This window comes from Nocardia abscessus NBRC 100374, from assembly GCF_000308455.1.
GTDB lineage: Bacteria > Actinomycetota > Actinomycetes > Mycobacteriales > Mycobacteriaceae > Nocardia > Nocardia abscessus.
Genome location: NZ_BAFP01000110.1, coordinates 73,574 through 93,315 on the forward strand (window position 1 = coordinate 73,574; position 19,742 = coordinate 93,315).

Here is a 19,742-nt window from a genome sequence, read left to right on the forward strand (position 1 = left end):
GGTGTCATCCTCCAAACGCCTTACTCATTGGTACCGACGTTCTGTTTCCAAGCGGTTAAGGGGTCATTTCCCCTGCGTGGCGACCGGAACTTCCGGCAGTCCGAGCAGCACGGGAACCTTCCGCTCCCCGGATTCGTCGAAGGAAATCGTCGGATCGGCTTCCTCCGGGGCGTTGACGAACGACACGAAGCGAGACAGCTTCTCTTCGTCGTCCAGCACCGCGGCCCATTCGTCGCGGTAGCCGGCGACATGCTGAGCCATCGCCGCCTCCAGATCCTCGGCGATACCGAGGCTGTCCTCGCAGATCACCTGCTTGAGGTAATCCATGCCGCCTTCCAGCGCCTCCTGCCACGGCGCGGTGCGCTGCAAACGGTCAGCGGTGCGGATGTAGAACATCAGGTACCGGTCGATGTACTTGATCAGCGTCTCGTCGTCGAGTTCACCGGCCAGCAGCACCGCGTGCTTCGGGGTGAGACCGCCGTTGCCGCCGACGTAGAGGTTCCAGCCGTTCTCGGTGGCGATCACGCCGACGTCCTTGCCGCGCGCCTCGGCGCATTCGCGGGCGCAGCCGGAGACCGCCAGCTTCAGCTTGTGCGGCGAACGCAGGCCGCGGTAGCGCTTCTCCAGCAGCACGGCCATGCCGACCGAGTCCTGCTGACCGTAGCGGCACCAGGTCGAGCCGACGCAGCTCTTCACGGTGCGCAGCGACTTGCCGTAGGCGTGGCCGGATTCCATGCCCGCGTCGACCAGCCGCTTCCAGATCAGCGGCAACTGCTCGACGCGCGCGCCGAACAGGTCGATGCGCTGGCCGCCGGTGACCTTGACGTACAGGCCGAATTCCTTGGCCACCTCACCGATGGTGATCAACTGCTCGGCGGTGACCTCGCCGCCGGGCATCCGCGGCACCACCGAGTAGGTGCCGTTCTTCTGCAGGTTGGCCAGGAAGTGGTCGTTGGTGTCCTGCAGCGCGGCCTGCTCGCCGTCGAGGATGTGCTCGCTCGAGGTGGAGGCCAGGATGGACGCCACGGTCGGCTTGCAGATGTCGCAACCCGCGCCCTTGCCGTACTTGGCGAGCAGGCCGGAGAAGGTGCGGATGCCGGTGACCTGCACGATCTGGAACAGTTCGGCGCGCGACTGCTCGAAGTGCTCGCACAGCGCCTTGGACATCTCCACGCCGGACTGCTCGAGCAGCTTCTTCAGCATGGGAACGCAGCCGCCGCAGGAGGTGCCCGCGCTGGTGCAGCTCTTGATCGCCGGGACGTCGCAGGCGCCGTCGGCGATCGCCCCGCAGATCGCGCCCTTCGACACGTTGTTGCACGAGCAGATCTGGGCGTCGTCGGGCAGCGAGTCGGCGCCCAGCTCGGCGCCCGCGGGCGAGATCAGCGCGGCCGGTTCGGCGGGCAGCGGACGGCCGACCAGCGGGCGCAGCGCCGAGTAGGCGGTGGCGTCGCCGACCAGGATGCCGCCGAGCAGGGTCTTCGCGTCGTCGGAGACCACGAGCTTGGCGTAGGTGCCCTTGGCCGCGTCGTGCAGCACGACCGAGAGCGCGCCCTCGGTGACGCCGTGCGCGTCGCCGAAGCTGGCCACGTCGACACCCAGCAGCTTGAGCTTGGTCGACATGTCCGCGCCCGGGAACTCGCCCGCGCCGCCCAGGAGGCGGTCGGCGACGATCTCGGCGGTGCTGTAGCCCGGCGCCACCAGGCCGTAGCACACGCCCTCGACGGCGGCGCATTCGCCGATGGCCCAGATGTTCGGGTCGGAGGTCTGCAGGCCGAGATCGGTGATGATGCCGCCGCGGGGGCCGACCTCGATTCCCGCGTCGCGGGCGATCTGGTCGCGGGGGCGGACACCGGCGGAGAACACCACAAGCCCGGCTTCGATCACCGTCTCGTCGGACAGGGTGACCTTCAGTCCGTTGTCGGCCGCCTCGATCGAGGAGGTGCCCACACCGGTGTGCACCTCCAGGCCGAGGTCGGTGACCAGCCGCTCCAGGATGGCGCCGCCGCCCTCGTCGACCTGGGCGGGCATCAGCCGGGTGTTGTACTCCACCACGTGCGGAGTGAGTCCGAGCAAGCGCAGCGCGTTCGCGGCCTCCAAGCCGAGCAGGCCGCCGCCGACCACCACGCCCACCGCGCCGGGTCCGGCGGCTTCGGCGGCCGCGCGGATGCCGTCGAGGTCCTCGAGGGTGCGATAGACGAAGCACTCGGGCATGTCGTGGCCGGGCACCGGCGGCACGAACGGGTAGGAGCCGGTGGCCAGCACGAGCGCGTCGTAGGCGAGGATGTCGCCCGACGACGTGGTCACCTTGCGCGCGGCCTTGTCGATCGACTCGGCGCGCTGGCCCAGCCGCAGCTCGACCAGTTCGTCACCGGCGTACTCGTTGCCGGGCAGCGCGAGCGCGCTCGGGTCCCAGCTGCCGACGTAGGACGAGAGGCCGACGCGGTCGTAGGCGGGCAGTTGCTCCTCGCTGAGCACGATCACCTGCCAGCGGCCTTCGGTGTCGCGCGAGCGCAGCGCCTCGACGAACCGGTGCCCGACCATGCCATGGCCGACGACCACCGCGGTCTTGCGAGCGACTGTGGGGTTCATCTGTTGGTCCTCCTGGACTGGATCGAGGGTCAGGCGCGGGCCGACGAGCCGGCGGACTTGGACGGAGCGCTCCCGTTCACGGAGCGGCCTGATTCGGCTTCGAGCACGAACGTCTCGGCTTCGGCCACGACATCGGATTCGGTGACCGACCGGGCGCTGGGACGGCGCAGGAAGACCGTCCAGACCACCAGGGCGCAGACCACGTAGAAGGCCATGAACACCCAGAACGCGGTGGTCGCCGAGTTGGTCGAGGCGTAGGAGGAGCGCAGCACCAGGTTGATGCCCACGCCGCCGAGCGCGCCGATGGCGCCGACGAAACCGATCAGCGCGCCGGAGGTGTTCTGCGACCACGCGGACGGCTGGGCCGCGGTGGCGTCCATGCTCCTGGACTTCGCCTCGAACACCGACGGGATGATCTTGGTGACCGATCCGTTGCCGATGCCGGAGAGCACGAACAAGGCGATGAAGCCCGCGACGAGGGCGGTCATCACCGCACCGCTCGCCACGCCGTTGTTGCTGTCGGCCATCGTGCTGGCCACGGTGACCAGCAGGGCCGCGGCCATCATCGCGCCGAAGACGTAGAGGGTGACCCGGCTACCGCCGATGCGGTCGGCCCACTTGCCGCCGTAGGGGCGGGCCAGCGAGCCCAGCAGCGGGCCGAGGAACGCGATCTGCGCGGCGTGCAGCGTGGCCTGCGCGGCGGTGTCGCCGCCCGCCCGGAAGCTGATCTGCAGGATCTGGCCGAAGGCGAAGCTGTAGCCGATGAACGAGCCGAACGTGCCGATGTAGAGGAACGCGATCGCCCAGGACTGCGGCACCTTCAGCGCCGTGATCATGTAGGACAGATCGGCCTTCTGATTGGGCAGGTTGTCCATGAACAACGCCGCGCCCACGCCGGCGACCGCGATCAGCACCAGGTAGACCGCGCAGATCAGCGAGGCGTAACCGTTGCCGAGGGTCGCGATGACCAGCAGGCCGAGCAGCTGGATCACCGGAACGCCGATGTTGCCGCCGCCCGCGTTCAGGCCCAGCGCCCAGCCCTTGAGCCGCTGCGGGTAGAAGGCGTTGATGTTGGTCATCGAGGAGGCGAAGTTGCCACCGCCGAATCCGGCGAACGCCGCGACCACGAGGAACGTGGTGTACGAGGTGCCGGGCTGGTTGATGAAGTACAGCGTGAGCAGCGTCGGGAGCAGCAGCATCACCGCGCTGAAGACCGTCCAGTTACGCCCGCCGAACCGCGCGGTCGCGACGGTGTACGGGATGCGCAGGAACGCGCCGATCAGCGTCGGCATCGCGACCAGGAAGAACTTGCCCGCCGGGTCGATGCCGAACTTGTCGGTCGGCATGAACAGCACCATCACCGACCAGATCGACCAGACGGAGAAGCCGACGTGCTCGGCGAAGACCGACCAGATCAGGTTGCGGCGGGCGATGTCCTTGCCGCCCGCTTCCCAAGCGGCGACATCCTCGGCATCCCAGTGCTCGATGTGCGGCCTGCGGATCTTCGTCTGTCCCAGCGCTCCCAAGCGGTTACGCGTCAGCGTGCTCAACGGGGCCTCCCAAAGTCGGTTGGCCCCACGGTAGGAAATGGGTATTGCCGAAATGCTGCGCGAAATGACCGTCAAATCAACGGTTGCTCACGATTACCGGTTCGCCGGGGTGAGTTCCGAGCGATTGTTTCAGGCATGTGACGCAATGGTTTCCGTGCGTCACGAAAAGGCCGATTCGGAATTCGGCGGCCGGTGAGATGTGATGCGCGCTACGTTTTCACAAATCGGATGCGCACATCCTGACTCGGTTCGCACAGCGGCGCAACCGGAACTGTGAGATTGCAGGCCGACAGCCGCGCGACTCAGTTCCAGGTGTCTTCGAGCACGCGCGGCTTGCACGCCTGCCAAGCGCCCGCCAGCAGCACCAGCACTGCCGCGCCGAGCATCGCGAACGGAACGAACCAGCCACCCGTCGCCGTGCGCAGCACACCGAACAGCAGCGGACCCACACAGGCCACCGCGTACCCGACGCCCTGGGTGAAGCCGGACAGCGCGGCCGACCCGGCAGGCGTGCGGGTGCGCAAGTTGATCAGCGTCAGCGCCATCGGGAAGGTGCTCGGACCGAGACCGAGCACGACGACCCACAGGATCGGCGCGGCCATCGGCGCGATGAGCAGACCGGCGAACGCGACGAAGAACAGCACCGCGCAGGCCACCACCACCGGGAACGGGTTGCGGAACCGGGCGACCACGGTCGGCGCGGTGAGCGCGGCGACGAGGCCGACGACGGCGAACAGCCCGACCATCGCGCCGCCATAGCCCGCACTCGCGCCCGCCTCGCGCAAGATCTTCGGCAACCAGGTGAACATCGCGTAGGTGGTGAGCGAGGTCATGCCGAACATGCCCGCCATGCCCCAGGCGATCGGCGAGCGCCACACGCGGCCGGTGCCGGGCGCCTGCTCGGCCACCGCCGTCCGGTCCGCACCGCCGTGCCCGCGCCGGCCGCGCAGCACCGCCAGCCACGGCACCGCCGCGGCGAAGCCCAGCAGCCCCCACACCCCGAGCGAGACGCGCCAGCCGTGCGCCTCCGCCACCGGGACCGCGGCGAGCGCGGGCACGACCGTGCCGAGTTGCACCATCACGATGTACAGCGAACTGATCACCGCGAGGCGATCCGGGAAGTACCGCTTCACCAGCGGCGGGATCACCACATTGCCGATGCCCATGCCCGCGAGTGCGAGCGCGGAGAAGACCAGCAGTTCGGCGGTGCCCGACATCAGCACCCGGATGAGCATGCCGCTGCCCGCCATCAGCATGGCGATCAGTGCGGTGCGCTCCAGCCCGACCCGGACCGCCAAGACCGGCGTGAGCAGTCCGGACAGCGCGAACATGGCCGTGGGGATCATGCCGAAGACGCCGACAACCGCGGCGCCGTAACCGATTTCGGCGCCGATCTGCTCGGCCAGTGGGCTGTACGCGGTGACCGCGACGCGCAGGGTGAGCGCCGACATCACGATGGCGGTGAGAACCAGCAGGCGGCCCTCGGTCAGCGCACGTCGACGGCGCTCGACCAGGACGGATTCCTGACGAGCCGCGATTTCCGGGAGGGTGGCAGTCACCGAGAAATCATAGGATGATCGGATGATGAGCAGCAACGATTTGTGATGGGCGGTACTCTGTCGGGGTGCAACCCGTCCGGCGCACCAGCCTCATCGCCCAGGTAACCGAGCAGCTGCGTGCCGAAATCCGTTCCGGCCGTTGGTCTATCGGCTCCCGCATCCCGACCGAGCCGGAACTCACCGAACTCACCGGCACCGGCCGCAATACGGTGCGCGAGGCCGTCCAGGCGCTCGTGCACGCCGGCATGCTGGAACGACGCCAAGGTTCCGGGACCTATGTCATCGCGGCATCCGACCTCGGCGGAACCCTGGGCAAATACTTCGCCGACGCCGAGGAACGCGACGTCCTGGAGCTGCGTCTCGCGCTGGACGGCACGGCCGCCGCACTGGCGGCGCGCCGCCGCGACGACACCGACATCGCGAATCTGCTGCGCCTGCTGGCCGAACGCGACGAGAAATGGGATGAGGACCCGGTCGCCGCGATCGAGGCGGACGTCCAGTTGCACCGCGCGATCGTCGTCGCGAGCCACAACGCGGTGTACCTCGAGTTCTACGACTCGCTGCTGCCCATCATCGAACAGGTCATCCGCGCGCGGACATCGAAGTCCGACGACTCCTACACCGAGGAGCACGCGGCCTTGGTGCACGCGGTGATCGACGGCGATCCCGAACGGGCCGCCTCGGCCACCCGCTGCTTCCTCAACTCTCTCATCGCGGAGTACCCGGACGCGCGATGAACGACGCCAGGTAACCAAGCGGTCACCATGCGAAGCCGCGCGGTGTGAGTCGGATTTGCCGGGAACGTCACCGAAGAGCACGGGGACGCAACAAGCGGCTCATACCTTTGTCTCGACCGTAGCTAGGCACTCGACAGCCGCCGGCGGCACTACGCCGCGATGAGGGCCGGTCGAGCCGAATCGAGAGGAAGCCGATGACCGCCGTAGCAGCCACCGGCCAGCAGTCGCCGACAGCGACTTTCGAACACCAGAAACGGGGACGCTGGCTCGACCATTGGGATCCGGACAACCCGAAGTTCTGGGCATCCGGGGGCGCGAAAACCGCGCGCAAGAATTTGATCTTCTCCGTGTTCGCCGAGAATCTCGGCTTCAGCGTCTGGGTCATCTGGGGCACCGTGGTGACCAGCATGGGCGCCGCGGGCTTCGACTTCCTCGCCGGCCTCGGCAAGGGCAACCCCACCGCGGTGAGCAACGCGCTGCTGCTCACCTCGACCCCCACCCTGGTCGGCGCCGCCCTGCGCATTCCGTACACCTTCGCCATCCCCCGGTTCGGCGGCCGGGCGTTCACCGTGTTCAGCGCGGCGATGCTGCTGATTCCGACGCTGGGCCTGGCCTATTTCGTCAACCAGCCGGGCACGCCGATGTGGGTGTTCCTGGTGCTGGCCGCGCTCGCCGGCGTCGGCGGCGGCAACTTCTCCTCCTCGATGGCCAACATCAACTTCTTCTTCCCCGAGGGCAAGAAGGGCGCGGCGCTGGGCATCAACGCGGCGGGCGGCAACCTGGGCGTCGCCCAGACCCAGCTGGTGCTGCCGTTGCTGATCACCCTCGGCACACACATCATGGCCAAGGACGCGGCCGGCTACCGCTTCGGCATCACGCTGTCGGTGCTGGTCTGGGTGCCCTTCATCCTGATCGCCGCGTTCGGCGCACTGCGCTACATGGACAGCATCAGCACCGCCAAGTCGGACGGAAAGTCCTACCGGCGCGCGCTGACCAACCGGCACACCTGGGTGATGGCAGTCCTCTACATCGGCACCTTCGGCTCGTTCATCGGTTTCTCCTTCGCCTTCCCGACGCTGATCAAGGCCAACTTCCCGGACCTGGCCAAGATCGGCTGGATCACCACGCTCGGTAACCTCGCGTTCCTCGGCGCGCTGGTCGGGTCGTTCAGCAGGCCGTTCGGCGGGTGGGTGTCGGACAAGGTCGGCGGCGCGAAGATCACCCTGTACGTCTTCGGCGGCATGGCGATCGCGGTCGGGCTGATCATGGCCGGGCTGGAGCTGAAGAGCTTCCCGCTGTACCTGGCCGCGTTCCTGCTGCTGTTCGTGCTGACCGGCATCGGCAACGGCTCGACCTACCGGATGATCCCGACCATCTTCAGCGCGGAGTCCAAGAAGTACGCCGCCGAGCACGGCCTCGATCCGGCCGAATCGGCCGCCTCGGCCAAACGCCAAGCGGGCGCGGCGATCGGCGTCATCGGCGCGGTCGGCGCCTCCGGCGGCTGGCTGTTGCAGCAGGCGCTGCGTCTGTCCAACACGCACCTGCACAGCATGGCTCCCGCGTTCTGGGCCTACGCCGCGACCTTCCTGGTGATGGCCGCCGTCACCTGGTGGTTCTATCTGCGGTCCTCGTTCGCCATCCAGCGCGTTCCCTCGCTGGCGTACGCGAACGTCTGACCGCCACAGCGTGTCCCGCGGTCCGGACCCCGCGGGACACGGGCGCCGTCACCGCCGTTCCCCTCCGGCGGTGCCGCCCACCGCACAACCGAACGTCCGCCCTCACCCGGGTGAAAATCCGGATCCGGCAACGGGTCCCGGCCTGCACCGGGACGACGGGCGGGCGTTCGGTTGCGTCCAGCGGGACACCGAGCGGGGTCAGTACGGCAGGTGGACGCCGTCGCGCACTTCCGTGACGGTCCGGGCCATCATCTGTTGCAAGGTCGCGGCGATGCGGTCGGCGGTGGTGGGTTTGATCGTCACCACGTCGGTGCCGAAGGTGACGTAACGGCCGTCGTCCTCCACGTCGTTGAGCTGAAAATCCTTGCGGCCATGGGTATGCCGATTGTCGACGCTGCCCATCGCGTAGACCCCGACGTGACCGATCAATGTCATCGCACGAGTGAAGAACCGCTCGAATTCCTCCCGCGGCGTCGGTCGCCAGGCGTCCCGAACCGGCGGCCGCGGCCGCTCCAACTCCTCCGCCGAAGCCTGCAATTGCTTACCTCGCCCCGGGGCGCAGGCCGGGAACACATCGACAACAGCCCGCGCCACCTCACCGGCGGGCAGCAACGTCAACACCACATCACCGCCGTGCTCGGGCTCCGGTCCCGGCTCCTGCACCGCGACCGCGCCGTGCTGGTAGTGCACCCCCGCATGCGCCCGCAGCTTGCGGTCCCGGCGGGCGCCGGCGAACCCGGCTACTTCGACCCGCGCCTCCGGCGCCAGCAGCACTTCGACCGCGCGCAGCAGATCGTCATCGATGCGCGGGCCCACCGCCTGAGCGGCCGCCTGCCGCAACCGCAAACTCTCCGAACGGAACTCGGTGGTGTACTGGTGCTGCAAGGGATAGGGCAGCACGTCCCGGCCGGTGGACTCCCACAGGGTCCGGAATTCGAGAGCGGTGAACCGCCAGCTCTGCACTTCGGGCATGCGCGAGATCCTTATCGCGAGGTGTCACCGATGACCGGCGGCACCGTCCTGGGCGGGTCGTCGAGCCCGATGAGCTCATCGCCGTGTTCCTGAGTGATCAGGTAGTCCGGAATGCCCTTGTTCGTCTCGTCATCGGATTTGCCGCCGCGCGCACCGGGGGCCATGCCGCCCGGCATGCCGCTCATACCGGCGCGACCAGTCGAGGTACCCGTCCGCGCGGCAGCGGCCGCGGACGCATTGGGAGTGTTCGATGCGGCTCGCGGAGGCACCGAGACGCCCGGCGCACCAGGATTGTTGGGACTTCCGGGACTGCCTGGCGTGCCGAGATGCGGAGTTCCGGGAGTGCCCGGAGTGTTCGGCACTGTGCTCGGCGTGGGCGTTGTCGAGGAGGGCGTGGTCGAAGCCGGTGTGGTCGAAGCCGGCGTGGTCGAGTCCTGCGTAGTGGACGACGGGTCGGTACTGGTCGACTCCGGTGTTTCCGAGGAGGTATCCGAGGGCTGAGTGCTCGACGGGCTGGTCGGATCGTCAGTGCTGTTCGTATCAGCAGGATTCGAACTGGGCGACGAAGATGTACCCGACGGGTTCCCACTGCTCGTCCCCTGCGGAATTGTTCCGTTGTCGACGCCGCTCGGATTCGAGGCAGGATTCGGACGGGGAATCACGGGAACGTTCGTATCGGACTCCATGACCACCGGGGCATAGACGGTGCGCAGCACCCGCAACGCCTCCGTCTTCGCGTTGTACTCGGCGACGTCGTCGTTGCGCCATCCGCGCCCGGCCACCCAGGCGAGGGCGTTGTCTACTCCGCTGCGATGTTCCGGCGCATGCGGCACCAATTGCTTGGTGGGTTCCAACCCCGTCGACAATTCGGCCAACTTGCTACTGGTCAGCCGGGCGGCGTTGGAGACCTGAGCACCCTGGGCGGCGTAGTCGCCGACCGCAGTCGCCGCCGCGTTGCGCGCCTCGCCCCGCCACACACCGTCGTCGGTGGCTCGCGCCATCGCCTGCGTAAAGGTAGTCAACGAGGTCTGGTGCCGCTCGGCGATGGTGTTCCACGCCGTCACAAGGTCGCTGACCGCCTTCAGATCGATTTGATCGACCTTTTGACGCAGTGTGGCGACATCGTGCCTCTCGAACTCATCCGCGTCGAGCACTTCCCTCGGCCGGAACTCGCCCTGGAAACCGACCTCGGCAGCCCGGCTGCGCACGCCGTCACGCTGCTGGTTGTACCTGTCCTGCACCGCCGCCGGATCGACGTCGGGCTGCAACTCCTCACCCGAAATCCAGTTGGTGACATTGCGCAGCACAGTCGAACCCAGCTGCCCATAGTCGGGAAATCCCAAGCCGACAAAAGGATTACCCATCAGCGCACCTGCTCAGTGGTACCCGCGATCTGCGTCGCGTTCTCGACGTCCTGCCCGGTGATGCGCTTGAAGGAGATCGCCATGACCTCACGCATGTTCTTCACGGTCTCGATGTGTTCGAGGATGACTTTGTCAATCGAATTGCCTTCACCGGTAGCCTGTTTCAGGAACTTTTTAACCAGATCGCCGGCCATTTCGAAGTCGCCGAAGCCACCGACATTTTGGGCATCTTGCGTAACGATCGCAAGGTCTTGGAGATCTTTCATACGCTGGTCACACGCTTTTGCGCACGCGTATGCGACTTCGTGATTATCGAGGTAGAGTTCCCCCGATCGGGCTTGTCCAGCAAGGCTACTCCATAGTCCTGCGTTTTCCTCGCTCATCCATCCCCTCCCAGATCACTTCGGCAGAACGGGTACGATCGACTCGCCGACTCGATATAGGGTCGTGCAGGGGTCCTCGAGATTGTCCAAACCAGCCAAATTGGATACCCGCAATTGAACGACACCTTGAGACGCCGAGAACAGGACGTCGCACAGCAGACCCTTCGAAGCCCCTTCAACTTTGAACTGCCGCCCTTCCCGGCCAGCAACCGTGACATCCCGAAAATCGACGTTTCCGGGCTTCTTTTCGAACTCGGCCACGGTCCGTCCCGTCGAGAACACGGTCATCGAGTAGCGGCTGCCCTTCCAGCGGCAGATTTCCCAGCCAGATTGGTCGACTCCCGCCACGCCCGCCTCCTCGGTCGCCGGATCGACCCCCGCTGCCCGCAATGCCTCATCGGGAATGCCTGTGCACGGGTCGAACAGAGCCTGTGCCGCAGTAGTGCTGGAACCCGTCGTGGGCGATCCGCTCGTGGTGTCCCCACACCCCACGATTCCGGTCGCCAACGCACCGACGAGCAGCGCCAACATGATTCGACGACTCATCCCCACCCTCTCGAACCCCGACGATTCAGGTTCGCCAACAGTAGCAGACGACCAACTGGTGAGCCCTGCCCGCGCTGGTCCACAGGTGGCCTGAGCGTGCCGGGCAGGACGCGGCCGACAGCCAGCCGAACGGTGCGCGCGAGGCCTCACTGCGTTGAGGTTCAGAGGGTTGGGGGCCGCATCCAACTAGCACCGGTTCAGGCATGACGCGTGGCGATTTCATCGGGCGTATCGATGCCGGCAATATGGTCGCGCCGGAACGGGGCGTGTCATAGCGCGCTGCACCTGACCGAGCAGCCCGAAATCTCGGCGGTCACCGGAATCACGACCTACATAGACTGAGCAGGTTCAACGTGATTCGCTCGCGCCTTCCTCGTCGTCTCGTGGCCCGCCGAATGGCCGTGGCGGTTTAACGCATTGTTCGAACAGAGCGGCGAGGCAGAAGATGAACATCAAATAGAACGGGGTTACCCATATCTCCCAGTTCTCGACCTTGCCCATCAATCCCGTCACCACTGCAACCGCTCCCGTTACCGCCACCGCCGCGTACGCGATGACAAAGGCACCGCGGACCGCCGCCCGCAGTCGGCCCTCAGGCGGCTGCCGTCGACTGACCGCAATCGCGAACAGCTGCACCGTCAGCGCGAACACTATCGCGCCGCGCTGCGCCGGCCCGACGCCCACCATATCGCCCACGACGGTGCACATGAGCGCCCATCCGATCACGGTGGGCGGAGTGGCCGCAACGATGAGGCCGAACAACCGGACCCCTTGTTCCCACATCGCCACCCGCCTACGTCTGGCCTCGTTCAGCTCAGCCGCCACTTGGATTCGCCATCCCCCTCTACTGATGCGTCAGCGAATGTCGACGCCTGCGAGTCCGGCCATCCCCCAGGGAAGGTGCTGTTGTCGGAGAGCGCAGAGTTCAGTTCGCTGAATGCTTTTGCCTGCAGTCCGATAAAGCTGGTAACCGCCGCGACCGCAGCCCATAGCTGTGCCGCGGACAAACCCGATGTTGCAGCGATATCAGCAATGCTGATCGGCGCGCCGACGCCGCTCGCCAATTCCCCGATCGCCCTGGCCAGGCCGAGCAGGAAACTTCCACAGATAACCAGAATCCCACTATAGAAGGCAAGGCCTCCGACGGCACATTCCATCATCGCACTTCTGGCCTTGTCGGAGACGTCTCCCATCTTTCCGGCAGCAGCGCTCTGTGACGTATTCGTCTTGAGGTACGAAAGCTGTGCCGCACCTTTCCAACTCCGGTTGGCTTGGAGGTTGTTGGGGTCGATCTCGCCCTGGATACTCGTCACAGCATTGCGTACGGTCGCCCACTCGTTGCTGCGCAAGTACATTTCATACGGCGCTCGAATTCCTTGTATAATCTCGTAAATCTTTTCCCAGATCCATCTGCACACCTCGACGATCTTGTCTGCGCATACTTTGACCGCCCGTTGGACTGGCGGAATCAGACGGGCATAAGGAAGATCGAGTGCCGCGCTTTCGGCATGCGGAACATCGACCTTGATCGAACTATCGATCGTTTTCAAAAATCTTTCAAGCTCGCGTACCACCGAGTCGTACGATGCGACATCAAAAGTCATTGTTAACCCTGTCCATCACCAGAGGTTGTCGATTCTATGCTTGCCTGCGGCATCCTCGGCCTCGTACGTGTCAGCGCAGAAGCGGAGGGTGTCGGCTATCTCGGTGAAACGCTGAGATGCCTCGGCTGATCGGTCGGACATTTTGGTCACGAGTTCGTCGTTGGCATTGACGACGAGCTGAAACAATCCGGCCTGAAGACGATTGAAAGTCAGCGCGTCTATCTTTCCCCTCAGATCCGACATCGTGGCCGAGCCCCGATTCCAGACGCCCGCGTCAGCGCGCAGTGAGTCGACGGCCACCCGGAATTGTTCTGCACTCACCTTTTCCCCCTCGGCGATTGGTTCTGCATCGAGGTAAGGGCCTGGATGGCATCGTTCATCAGCATGCTGAATGTGTCTGTCGAACTGTCCGTTCCGGTGGCGAGCAGGGAGTGCGCTTCATCGTAGGCTTGTTTGACAGCCCAGGCGATCGTGCCGCCTCCGGCGTCCATCCCCCACGGGATACGGACGACGCAGTCGACGATACCGCTCCGGCTCAGGGTGACCGATGTATAGAGGTCATCTTCCGTTTCGGCCGTTCCAACGAATTCCTCGGGAGCTGTGTCGATTTGGCTGCTTACGGCTTGGAGAGTCTCCTCTACCAACTGCGGAGTGTCGACTGTGGGGTATCGTGATGGTTCCGGTGGATCGAATCTCGTCGGCACGACCTCGTTCATGTCGAGTGCTTCGAGTCGATCGATCGTTCCGTTGTCGACCGCGATGGTCATCGCTGACTCGAAACGTTGCTGCTCGGCATCTTTGACCGCGTTGAGCACAGCTCGGCCGATCTCACCTCGGTCGACGTGCCGCGACCAATTGTCGGAAATGACAAGGTCGACCAGTTCGCCTGTCTCGGTGAGGGTGGCCTCGGCCGCTCCCGTGCTGTCACGACCGGTGGTTTGGCCCGGTGCAGCGGCGAGAACCTCCTGCATCAAACCGGCAATTGCCTTGGTGTAGGCGTGGAACCGAGCTATTTCATCAAGTAGTTCGTCGTTCATAATAATCCCGGTGACTCGAGTTAGATTTCGGATTCAAGGGATACTCCACCGCTGACCGCGGCTGCTCATCAGCCCACCTGATCGGTGGTACTCGCGATCTGGGTCGCGTTCTCGATGTCCTGCCCGGTGATGCGCTTGAAGGAGATCGCCATGACCTCGCGCATGTTCTTCACGGTCTCGATGTGTTCGAGGATGATCTGATCGATCGAATTCGGATCGCCAGTGGCCTGCCTGAGGAACTTGCCAACGAGCCGGTCCGCCATGGCAAAATCACCGAAGCCGGAGACATTTTGGGCGTCAAAGGTTGAGCGAGCGATCTGCTGCAGATCCAAAAGGCGCTGATCACAGGCCTTCGCACAGTCGTATGCAGCTTTCTCGTCATCTAGGTATAGTTCGCCCGCGCGCGCCTGGCCTGCAAGGCGGCTCCACAAATCCGCGTCGTTCTCACCCATGTAATCCCTCCCTGGTCAAGACGTAACCTCCCCCTGGTCACCGCGGAAATGCAGGGACAATTGACGTGCCAACCCGGTATAGAACCGTGCACGGGTCTTCGAGACCGTCCACGCCAGCCCGGTTCAGGATCCTAAGTTGCACGACTCCCTGCGAGGCAGGAAACAGTACGTCGCAACCAAGGTTCTTCGATGCGCCCGCGACTCGGAACTGTCGACCTTGACGGCCCGCAACCGTGACATCTTGGAACTCGATATTTCCGGGTTTGCGCTCGAACTCCGCCACACTACGACCCGTCGAAAACACTGTGATGAAGTACTGGGGCCCATCCCAACCGCAGATTTCCCAGCCGGACTGAGGTACACCGGCGATACCGGCTTCCTCGGTTTTCGGTTCAACACCTGCCGCCCGCAACACTTCATCGGGAATCCCCGTGCACGGGTTGAACAGAGTCTGTGCCGCGGTGGTGCTGGAACCCGTTGTGGGCGATCCGTTCGTGGTGTCCCCACATCCGACGGCTCCGGTCGCCAATGCACCGACGAGCAGCGTCAACATGATTCGGTGACTCATCCCCACCCTCTCGACCCTGTGACGACGACTCAGGTGCGCCAACACTAGCAGAAGAGGTGGGGGTATCCGTCTGGAGACGGCCGGGTCGCTGTTCGGTGGTAGGTGGGGCTTATGCGTTGTGCTGTGGAAGGTTTGGGGGCGCGGCTAGGGTGGCAGTGCGGTAACGAACTGAACGAGGGCTAGGACATACGACTGAGTTCGTCGGATGATCGAAGGAGCTGTAATCATGAAGTTCGGCAAGATCGCGGCCGGTGCGGCGCTCGTCGCCGCCGCAGTCTCTGTTGCTCCCGCCGTTGCCTCGGCTGGTGATCCCGAGTTTCCGCGCAACGGCGTTATCCCGGCTGGGACCTATCACATCGGACGTGGCCCCTCCAATATCGTTGGGTCGCCTATCGAGAACTGCGACCTGCAAGTCTTTCCGGATGGCCGGTCGGTGGTGCTGGTCTGTGGGACCTCGAGCCGGGGCGGGCATCAGACACCGGTCGGCCCGGACGAGACCTACGTGATGTTCGACTACGTGCCCTTCGGGCTCGACCTGCGTGACATCGACCCCCGCCAGGGGCTCTGGACCGGAACGGTGAACATCGCCGGAACCCCGATCATCGCCCCGTACCCGCTGGCATCAGTCTGGCTCAGCCGTCGGTGAGCTAGACGTCCCGTGAGGCGCGGTCCGCGTGAATTCCGTGGTGCCGAGGCGGCTCAACCCGGCCTCGGCCGTGAAGTCCGGAGTCCGGGCCGTCTGTCGGCTACCGCGATTTCACAGATCAGAATGTAGGTCGAAGCCGCCATCCATGACGCACGCGGTGAAGGCGTCCCATTGGCCCGGCGTGAAGATCAACGCCGGGCCGGTCGGGTTCTTCGAATCGCGGACGCCGACCCGATCTGCATCGAGCCACGCAACTTCCACACAAGATTCGCCGTCGCCACTGTGCCGCGACTTGAACCAGTGGACGCCGAACTTCTCTGCGGTCACTGCTGGTACCTCCACGCTAGGTTCCTCAGCAGATCTCGTGATGCTTGTTCTCCGAGTGCGCCCCGCCGCAGGTCTTCGTGGAAGCCTCGATACCGCTGTACATCAGCGGGTTCCTCGAAAATCATTGTTCCTATCGCTCCTTCGGTATAAACAACAGATGGCTCGTCACGCGGGAAGTCGAGGATGATGTAGGGCGGTATCGCCAAACCGGCTGGGAACCCCGCACTGAACGGAACGACGCGAATCGACACGTTGTCGCGCGTCCCTATGTCGGCCAGATGGCGAAGCTGGCAGGACATGTCGCGGTCAGATCCGACAACAGTGCGCAACACCGTCTCGTGCAGCAAAAATTCGGCGGGCAACGGCTTGTGTCGGCGCGTCAGGATCGTCTGCCTTCTCATCCGGAGTGCGACACGCTGCTCCACTTCCTCAGGCGTGTTGGGCGGGGGAGCCGCAGTGACTACTCCCGCGTAGTCCGCAGTTTGCAGCAGCCCTGGTACTACCAGTGACTGGTAGACGTGGAACCCGGTAGCCACGCCCTCCAATTGCAGATATGTGTTGAACCCGGGTCGTACCAGATCCCGGAAGTCCTCCCACCAGGGCTTCATACGCGTCTGCTCGGCGAGCGATTTCAGATATTCGGTCCGTTCTTCCGGTAGCCCGTAGTACTGACAGATGAACTCGATATCCCGAACCTTCACCTTCTCGTTCTGCCCCAGCTCCAGCCGCCCCAACGAGGATCGACTGATCTCCAGGACTTCGGCTACCTGCTCGAGGGTGTAGCCGTTGGCCTGGCGCGCGTCGCGCAGTGCGCGGCCCAGCTGGCGACGCGGCAGCGTCGTCCGGCTGATGTCCGACTTGGTACCCACCATTCCGCTGTGTCCTCCCCTGCTTTCCCACGGTGTGACCTGCTTTTTCCCACGGCGAGAATCGACATGCGCCCAACTCGGGAGACGTTCAGAGCAGACGCACCGGTTGCTCGGCTCCGGCCGTTTCGAGCCTCCCCTCGTGGGCACGCTCCGCAGCATATGCACATGGCCGAGGAACACGGAACAGAACTCGAGTTAGTAACGAAATGTGCAGCAGCGAAACGCAATACGCGCGGGAGCGTCCCGGCGAGTAGCGACACCCGGTCGAGCAGTCACGGGTGTTGCGGAACGACGGATGCTCTGCTCGTCCTGCCCTGCCGTCACGCCGACGTGCGACTTGCCCACGAGCAGATGCAAGTTCACCTGACCTGCCGAATCGAGCGGTGCGCGTGGAAGGCGGCGGCATACCGCACGCTGGTGTCCACGGGACGGCTGACGCCGCAGGCGGTGACCCACCGTGAACGCGCCGCCGCGCGTGGCATGCGGTTCCCGTCATATGACGAGCCCGATATCGCCCACCACGATCTCGATGTGCCCACGCTTCAGAAAGTACTGGAGGGACTTTCGGCGCTGACGGGGTCAACGGAACCGCTGCGGGGGTGAAGCGCTTGCATCGAACCACGATCGGAGCCGTACAGGCCGGCTGGCGGGTAGTGGGCAGTCGCATCGAAATCGTCTTCTTACGCGACGCCGCCGATCCCACACCCGCCTACCGGCTGCGCAACAACGGCGATATTGTGCCGATTCCTCTGGGACAGAACGGTTTCGTGGCGTTCGACGAGCGCGCCCTTCCGGATCTGGCGCAGGTTCGCGAATGGTTCCCACGCCACTTCCGGCTATGGGACGCGGTGCGCGCCCAGTTCTGGGAGGTGCTGCTGCCCGCGGGCGGGGCACGTACCACGGATCTCTCCGCCCCGCCTCGATCGCCGCACGAGTGAATTCACCTGACCGCATCCACGGCGTGTCCAGGGCGACAACCGAAGAGAGAAATGTCCAAGCGACCCAATCGACCGCGGCACGAGTCGCGGAAGCCGACCGACTCCACCATCCGATACCCACCGCGTGCGACGATCGACGCGATACTCACGGCGATGATGGCCGAACGCCGCGCAGACGCCGCCGATTCCGGCACCATTCACTTCTGGGGATTCGCCCGCACCGAAAACTCCGCCGCGCAGGACGCGGCCCACACCCCGATAGTTCTCGATCCTCACGCCGAACGCTCCCCCGTCCTGGATTCGGCCGAATGGCTGATCCGGAGATTCGCTGGACGTATGTGGGGGTTCGGGCTCGCCTACCTGACGGTGGGCGAGATGTTCACCGGAGCCGAGGGCGTCCCCCGGGACGCGATACAGGCCGCGGCAGCGGGCCGCATGAGCGAACGCGCGACAGCCGACCCAATGTGCGCGGCAACGATCTTCGACGCCCGAGGACGCGCCTACACGTCCCTGACCTACATCCACCTGCCCGAACTCGGAGCGACGCCCACTTGGGTGAAGGACACCCGCCGATCGATCGACACCTGGATCACGCTCTTCGACCAGCGCGCCGTCGCAGCGCACGTGTGGGCGGCGGCGATAACGCTCGATCCGCACGCGAACCGCGCCGCCATAGCTCGGCTACGGTCGCACTGAAGCCTCCGGTCCCGGATGATCCGATGCCGCGGGGAACCGTCAGACCCTCGCGGTGTCGTTGGACGGCGGCCTGACCACACCGACAAGCGATCCCGCGTTTCTGTCATAGGTGTTGGATTGCAACCGATCACTGGAATTGCCTTCGATGGTGGTGATCCGGCCGGTGCTGGGATCCACGGACTTCACGATTCCCACATGGTCGGGAGTTCCGTCACCTTCCCAATCGAAGATGATCATGTCCCCTTCCCTGGCACTCGCGATATTCCCCGCCAACCCCATGTGCTTGGCGTCGTTCCAGATGGAGGGCACGTAGTTCGGGTTCGTCCAGTCCACGTTGTAACCGGCCTGCTCCCACGTCCAGGTGGAGAAAGCCGCGCACCACGCGTCATTGATGTTGTAGGGGGCCTTGTACCACTTGCCATCCGGGCCGCGGAACATCGGGACATTGTTGCCGCCCCTTTCGGTGACACCGAGCGCCAGTTGTTCCTGCGCCTTCGCGAGGATGTCGTCCCGGGTCCCGGTACCGCGGGTCCAAGTGGCATTGCTCGCGGTCGGCGCCCACGGAGCCAGAGACCCGGCATCGGGCGCATTGCCATAGGGGTTGCGCGGCAGATCCGGCATCATCTCGTAGATATTGCCCGCGTCTCTTCGCATGCCGCTGTCCGCGTCCTCGATCGTGCTGTGCACACGGTCCACGGCCTCCAAGATCAGTTGCAACAACCGGTTCTCTTCGGCGGGGGTGAGGTGCAGGTTGCCATCGGGCAGACGGGTCAGCTGGTGCTCCCCAGGTTCGCGACTCAGCTCGGCTTCGAGCCCGGCCACGATCCCTTTGACATCCTGGAACGCCTTGTTCGAGGTGTCGAAGCTCGCGATGGCGCGTTCGTTCACACCGCTGTTCTGTGCTCGCAGTTGCGACGCCTTGTCCAGGATCGCACCGCGCTTGTCGTCGTATTTGTCGGTCAGCACCGACGATCCCGGATCGAGTGTCTGGGCGCCGTCCTTGGTGAGCTCCCGGCCGTCCGCGCTCAGCAGTTTCTGTTCTGCCAGCCAAGCGATCATGTCCGGCTGTCCGCCGTCCCAACCGGAGGCGAACAGCACCACCGCATTCTGCATGTACGCGTTCGCGGCGTCCACGACAGCATTGAGACCTCCGCTGGCATACTTCGGATGCGGAAGATCTTCTAGATCTATATCCGCGAGGGTCGTCATGCCTGCCCTCCACCCGGCGC

General features: G+C 65.0%; 23 protein-coding genes. 7 read left to right on the forward strand and 16 right to left on the reverse strand.

Features of this window, described 5'->3' with window-relative positions; translation table 11 throughout:
- Positions 1 to 63: 63 nt before the first annotated feature.
- Together nirB and ON19_RS23065 are read right to left on the reverse strand one after the other, a co-directional pair.
- Positions 64 to 2,589, reverse strand: a complete 2,526-nt coding sequence (gene nirB, locus ON19_RS23060) for a nitrite reductase large subunit NirB (RefSeq protein WP_043696645.1) — start codon at positions 2,587 to 2,589, stop codon at positions 64 to 66.
- A 29-nt stretch (positions 2,590 to 2,618) separates the two neighbouring features.
- Positions 2,619 to 4,139 carry a nitrate/nitrite transporter gene (locus ON19_RS23065; RefSeq protein WP_051169201.1) on the reverse strand — a complete coding sequence of 507 codons (1,521 nt, stop codon included), beginning with the start codon at positions 4,137 to 4,139 and terminating at the stop codon, positions 2,619 to 2,621.
- Positions 4,140 to 4,176: 37 nt separating this feature from the next.
- On the opposite strand from ON19_RS23065, the gene ON19_RS42155 reads away from it, so the two are divergent.
- Positions 4,177 to 4,335, forward strand: a complete 159-nt coding sequence (locus ON19_RS42155; protein WP_157229803.1) for a hypothetical protein — start codon at positions 4,177 to 4,179, stop codon at positions 4,333 to 4,335.
- Positions 4,336 to 4,441: 106 nt separating this feature from the next.
- Here ON19_RS42155 and ON19_RS23070 read toward each other — a convergent pair whose 3' ends face one another.
- The gene (locus ON19_RS23070) at positions 4,442 to 5,698 is read right to left on the reverse strand and encodes an MFS transporter (protein WP_043696795.1); all 1,257 of its coding nucleotides are present in this window, start codon (positions 5,696 to 5,698) and stop codon (positions 4,442 to 4,444) included.
- A 65-nt stretch (positions 5,699 to 5,763) separates the two neighbouring features.
- Here ON19_RS23070 and ON19_RS23075 point away from each other — a divergent pair, with 65 nt between their 5' ends.
- Complete coding sequence (locus tag ON19_RS23075) at positions 5,764 to 6,435, forward strand: FadR/GntR family transcriptional regulator (RefSeq protein WP_043696647.1); 672 nt, start codon at positions 5,764 to 5,766, stop codon at positions 6,433 to 6,435.
- Positions 6,436 to 6,629: 194 nt separating this feature from the next.
- Positions 6,630 to 8,111: an MFS transporter gene (locus ON19_RS23080; protein WP_043696649.1), complete on the forward strand. Its 1,482-nt coding sequence runs from the start codon at positions 6,630 to 6,632 to the stop codon at positions 8,109 to 8,111.
- Between the two features lie 198 nt (positions 8,112 to 8,309).
- Here ON19_RS23080 and ON19_RS23085 read toward each other — a convergent pair whose 3' ends face one another.
- From ON19_RS23085 to ON19_RS40610, 10 genes are all read right to left on the reverse strand, one after another.
- On the reverse strand, positions 8,310 to 9,083 hold the full coding sequence (locus tag ON19_RS23085) for an ESX secretion-associated protein EspG (protein ID WP_043696652.1): 774 nt from the start codon (positions 9,081 to 9,083) through the stop codon (positions 8,310 to 8,312).
- Positions 9,084 to 9,094: 11 nt separating this feature from the next.
- Positions 9,095 to 10,447, reverse strand: a complete 1,353-nt coding sequence (locus tag ON19_RS41400) for a hypothetical protein (protein WP_157229804.1) — start codon at positions 10,445 to 10,447, stop codon at positions 9,095 to 9,097.
- Positions 10,447 to 10,830, reverse strand: coding sequence for a hypothetical protein (locus ON19_RS42160; protein ID WP_157229805.1), 384 nt, complete (start codon positions 10,828 to 10,830; stop codon positions 10,447 to 10,449). Before ON19_RS42160 ends, ON19_RS41400 begins: the two co-directional genes overlap by 1 nt.
- A 15-nt stretch (positions 10,831 to 10,845) precedes the next feature.
- Entirely contained in the window at positions 10,846 to 11,361 is a 516-nt protein-coding gene (locus tag ON19_RS39110; protein WP_051169203.1) for a DUF3558 domain-containing protein, read from the reverse strand.
- A gap of 363 nt (positions 11,362 to 11,724) precedes the next feature.
- A complete protein-coding gene (locus ON19_RS23105; RefSeq protein ID WP_157229806.1) occupies positions 11,725 to 12,165 on the reverse strand; it encodes a hypothetical protein in 441 nt (146 codons plus the stop codon).
- A 20-nt stretch (positions 12,166 to 12,185) separates the two neighbouring features.
- Positions 12,186 to 12,980 (reverse strand): hypothetical protein, encoded by a 795-nt coding sequence (locus ON19_RS23110; RefSeq protein ID WP_157229807.1) that lies wholly within the window; start codon positions 12,978 to 12,980, stop codon positions 12,186 to 12,188.
- Between the two features lie 15 nt (positions 12,981 to 12,995).
- Positions 12,996 to 13,301, reverse strand: a complete 306-nt coding sequence (locus ON19_RS39115; protein ID WP_051169204.1) for a hypothetical protein — start codon at positions 13,299 to 13,301, stop codon at positions 12,996 to 12,998.
- Positions 13,298 to 14,017, reverse strand: coding sequence for a hypothetical protein (locus ON19_RS23120; RefSeq protein ID WP_043696664.1), 720 nt, complete (start codon positions 14,015 to 14,017; stop codon positions 13,298 to 13,300). Before ON19_RS23120 ends, ON19_RS39115 begins: the two co-directional genes overlap by 4 nt.
- Before the next feature lie 68 nt (positions 14,018 to 14,085).
- Complete coding sequence (locus ON19_RS42165; RefSeq protein WP_157229808.1) at positions 14,086 to 14,469, reverse strand: hypothetical protein; 384 nt, start codon at positions 14,467 to 14,469, stop codon at positions 14,086 to 14,088.
- Positions 14,470 to 14,506: 37 nt separating this feature from the next.
- Positions 14,507 to 15,022, reverse strand: coding sequence for a DUF3558 domain-containing protein (locus ON19_RS40610; RefSeq protein WP_086006696.1), 516 nt, complete (start codon positions 15,020 to 15,022; stop codon positions 14,507 to 14,509).
- A gap of 241 nt (positions 15,023 to 15,263) precedes the next feature.
- On the opposite strand from ON19_RS40610, the gene ON19_RS23130 reads away from it, so the two are divergent.
- A complete protein-coding gene (locus ON19_RS23130; RefSeq protein ID WP_043696670.1) occupies positions 15,264 to 15,683 on the forward strand; it encodes a hypothetical protein in 420 nt (139 codons plus the stop codon).
- Between the two features lie 111 nt (positions 15,684 to 15,794).
- On the opposite strand, the gene ON19_RS23135 is transcribed toward ON19_RS23130, so the two are convergent.
- Positions 15,795 to 16,010, reverse strand: a complete 216-nt coding sequence (locus tag ON19_RS23135) for a DUF397 domain-containing protein (RefSeq protein WP_043696673.1) — start codon at positions 16,008 to 16,010, stop codon at positions 15,795 to 15,797.
- Positions 16,007 to 16,882, reverse strand: a complete 876-nt coding sequence (locus tag ON19_RS23140; protein ID WP_043696676.1) for a helix-turn-helix domain-containing protein — start codon at positions 16,880 to 16,882, stop codon at positions 16,007 to 16,009. The genes ON19_RS23135 and ON19_RS23140 overlap by 4 nt, the downstream gene beginning before the upstream one ends.
- Before the next feature lie 162 nt (positions 16,883 to 17,044).
- On the opposite strand from ON19_RS23140, the gene ON19_RS42170 reads away from it, so the two are divergent.
- The 3 genes from ON19_RS42170 (at position 17,045) to ON19_RS23155 (ending at position 18,513) form a co-directional block, all read left to right on the forward strand.
- Positions 17,045 to 17,482: a hypothetical protein gene (locus ON19_RS42170; protein WP_157229809.1), complete on the forward strand. Its 438-nt coding sequence runs from the start codon at positions 17,045 to 17,047 to the stop codon at positions 17,480 to 17,482.
- Between the two features lie 5 nt (positions 17,483 to 17,487).
- A complete protein-coding gene (locus ON19_RS23150; RefSeq protein ID WP_157229810.1) occupies positions 17,488 to 17,817 on the forward strand; it encodes a hypothetical protein in 330 nt (109 codons plus the stop codon).
- 153 nt (positions 17,818 to 17,970) lie between these two features.
- On the forward strand, positions 17,971 to 18,513 hold the full coding sequence (locus ON19_RS23155) for a hypothetical protein (protein ID WP_157229811.1): 543 nt from the start codon (positions 17,971 to 17,973) through the stop codon (positions 18,511 to 18,513).
- 39 nt (positions 18,514 to 18,552) lie between these two features.
- On the opposite strand, the gene ON19_RS23160 is transcribed toward ON19_RS23155, so the two are convergent.
- On the reverse strand, positions 18,553 to 19,722 hold the full coding sequence (locus tag ON19_RS23160) for a C40 family peptidase (protein WP_169334208.1): 1,170 nt from the start codon (positions 19,720 to 19,722) through the stop codon (positions 18,553 to 18,555).
- Positions 19,723 to 19,742: the final 20 nt, after the last annotated feature.

Coding starts and splice junctions, on each gene's coding strand:
- ON19_RS23160 (WP_169334208.1), bottom strand. CDS start 19,722: ATGACGACCCTCGCGGATATAGATCTAGAAGATCTTCCGCATCCGAAG.
- ON19_RS42160 (WP_157229805.1), bottom strand. CDS start 10,830: ATGAGCGAGGAAAACGCAGGACTATGGAGTAGCCTTGCTGGACAAGCC.
- nirB (WP_043696645.1), bottom strand. CDS start 2,589: ATGAACCCCACAGTCGCTCGCAAGACCGCGGTGGTCGTCGGCCATGGC.
- ON19_RS23130 (WP_043696670.1), top strand. CDS start 15,264: ATGAAGTTCGGCAAGATCGCGGCCGGTGCGGCGCTCGTCGCCGCCGCA.
- ON19_RS39110 (WP_051169203.1), bottom strand. CDS start 11,361: ATGTTGGCGCTGCTCGTCGGTGCGTTGGCGACCGGAATCGTGGGGTGT.
- ON19_RS42165 (WP_157229808.1), bottom strand. CDS start 14,469: ATGGGTGAGAACGACGCGGATTTGTGGAGCCGCCTTGCAGGCCAGGCG.
- ON19_RS41400 (WP_157229804.1), bottom strand. CDS start 10,447: ATGGGTAATCCTTTTGTCGGCTTGGGATTTCCCGACTATGGGCAGCTG.
- ON19_RS23080 (WP_043696649.1), top strand. CDS start 6,630: ATGACCGCCGTAGCAGCCACCGGCCAGCAGTCGCCGACAGCGACTTTC.
- ON19_RS23110 (WP_157229807.1), bottom strand. CDS start 12,980: ATGACTTTTGATGTCGCATCGTACGACTCGGTGGTACGCGAGCTTGAA.
- ON19_RS23120 (WP_043696664.1), bottom strand. CDS start 14,017: ATGAACGACGAACTACTTGATGAAATAGCTCGGTTCCACGCCTACACC.
- ON19_RS23155 (WP_157229811.1), top strand. CDS start 17,971: ATGATGGCCGAACGCCGCGCAGACGCCGCCGATTCCGGCACCATTCAC.
- ON19_RS23140 (WP_043696676.1), bottom strand. CDS start 16,882: ATGGTGGGTACCAAGTCGGACATCAGCCGGACGACGCTGCCGCGTCGC.
- ON19_RS23085 (WP_043696652.1), bottom strand. CDS start 9,083: ATGCCCGAAGTGCAGAGCTGGCGGTTCACCGCTCTCGAATTCCGGACC.
- ON19_RS40610 (WP_086006696.1), bottom strand. CDS start 15,022: ATGTTGACGCTGCTCGTCGGTGCATTGGCGACCGGAGCCGTCGGATGT.
- ON19_RS42170 (WP_157229809.1), top strand. CDS start 17,045: ATGGCCGAGGAACACGGAACAGAACTCGAGTTAGTAACGAAATGTGCA.
- ON19_RS42155 (WP_157229803.1), top strand. CDS start 4,177: ATGGGTATTGCCGAAATGCTGCGCGAAATGACCGTCAAATCAACGGTT.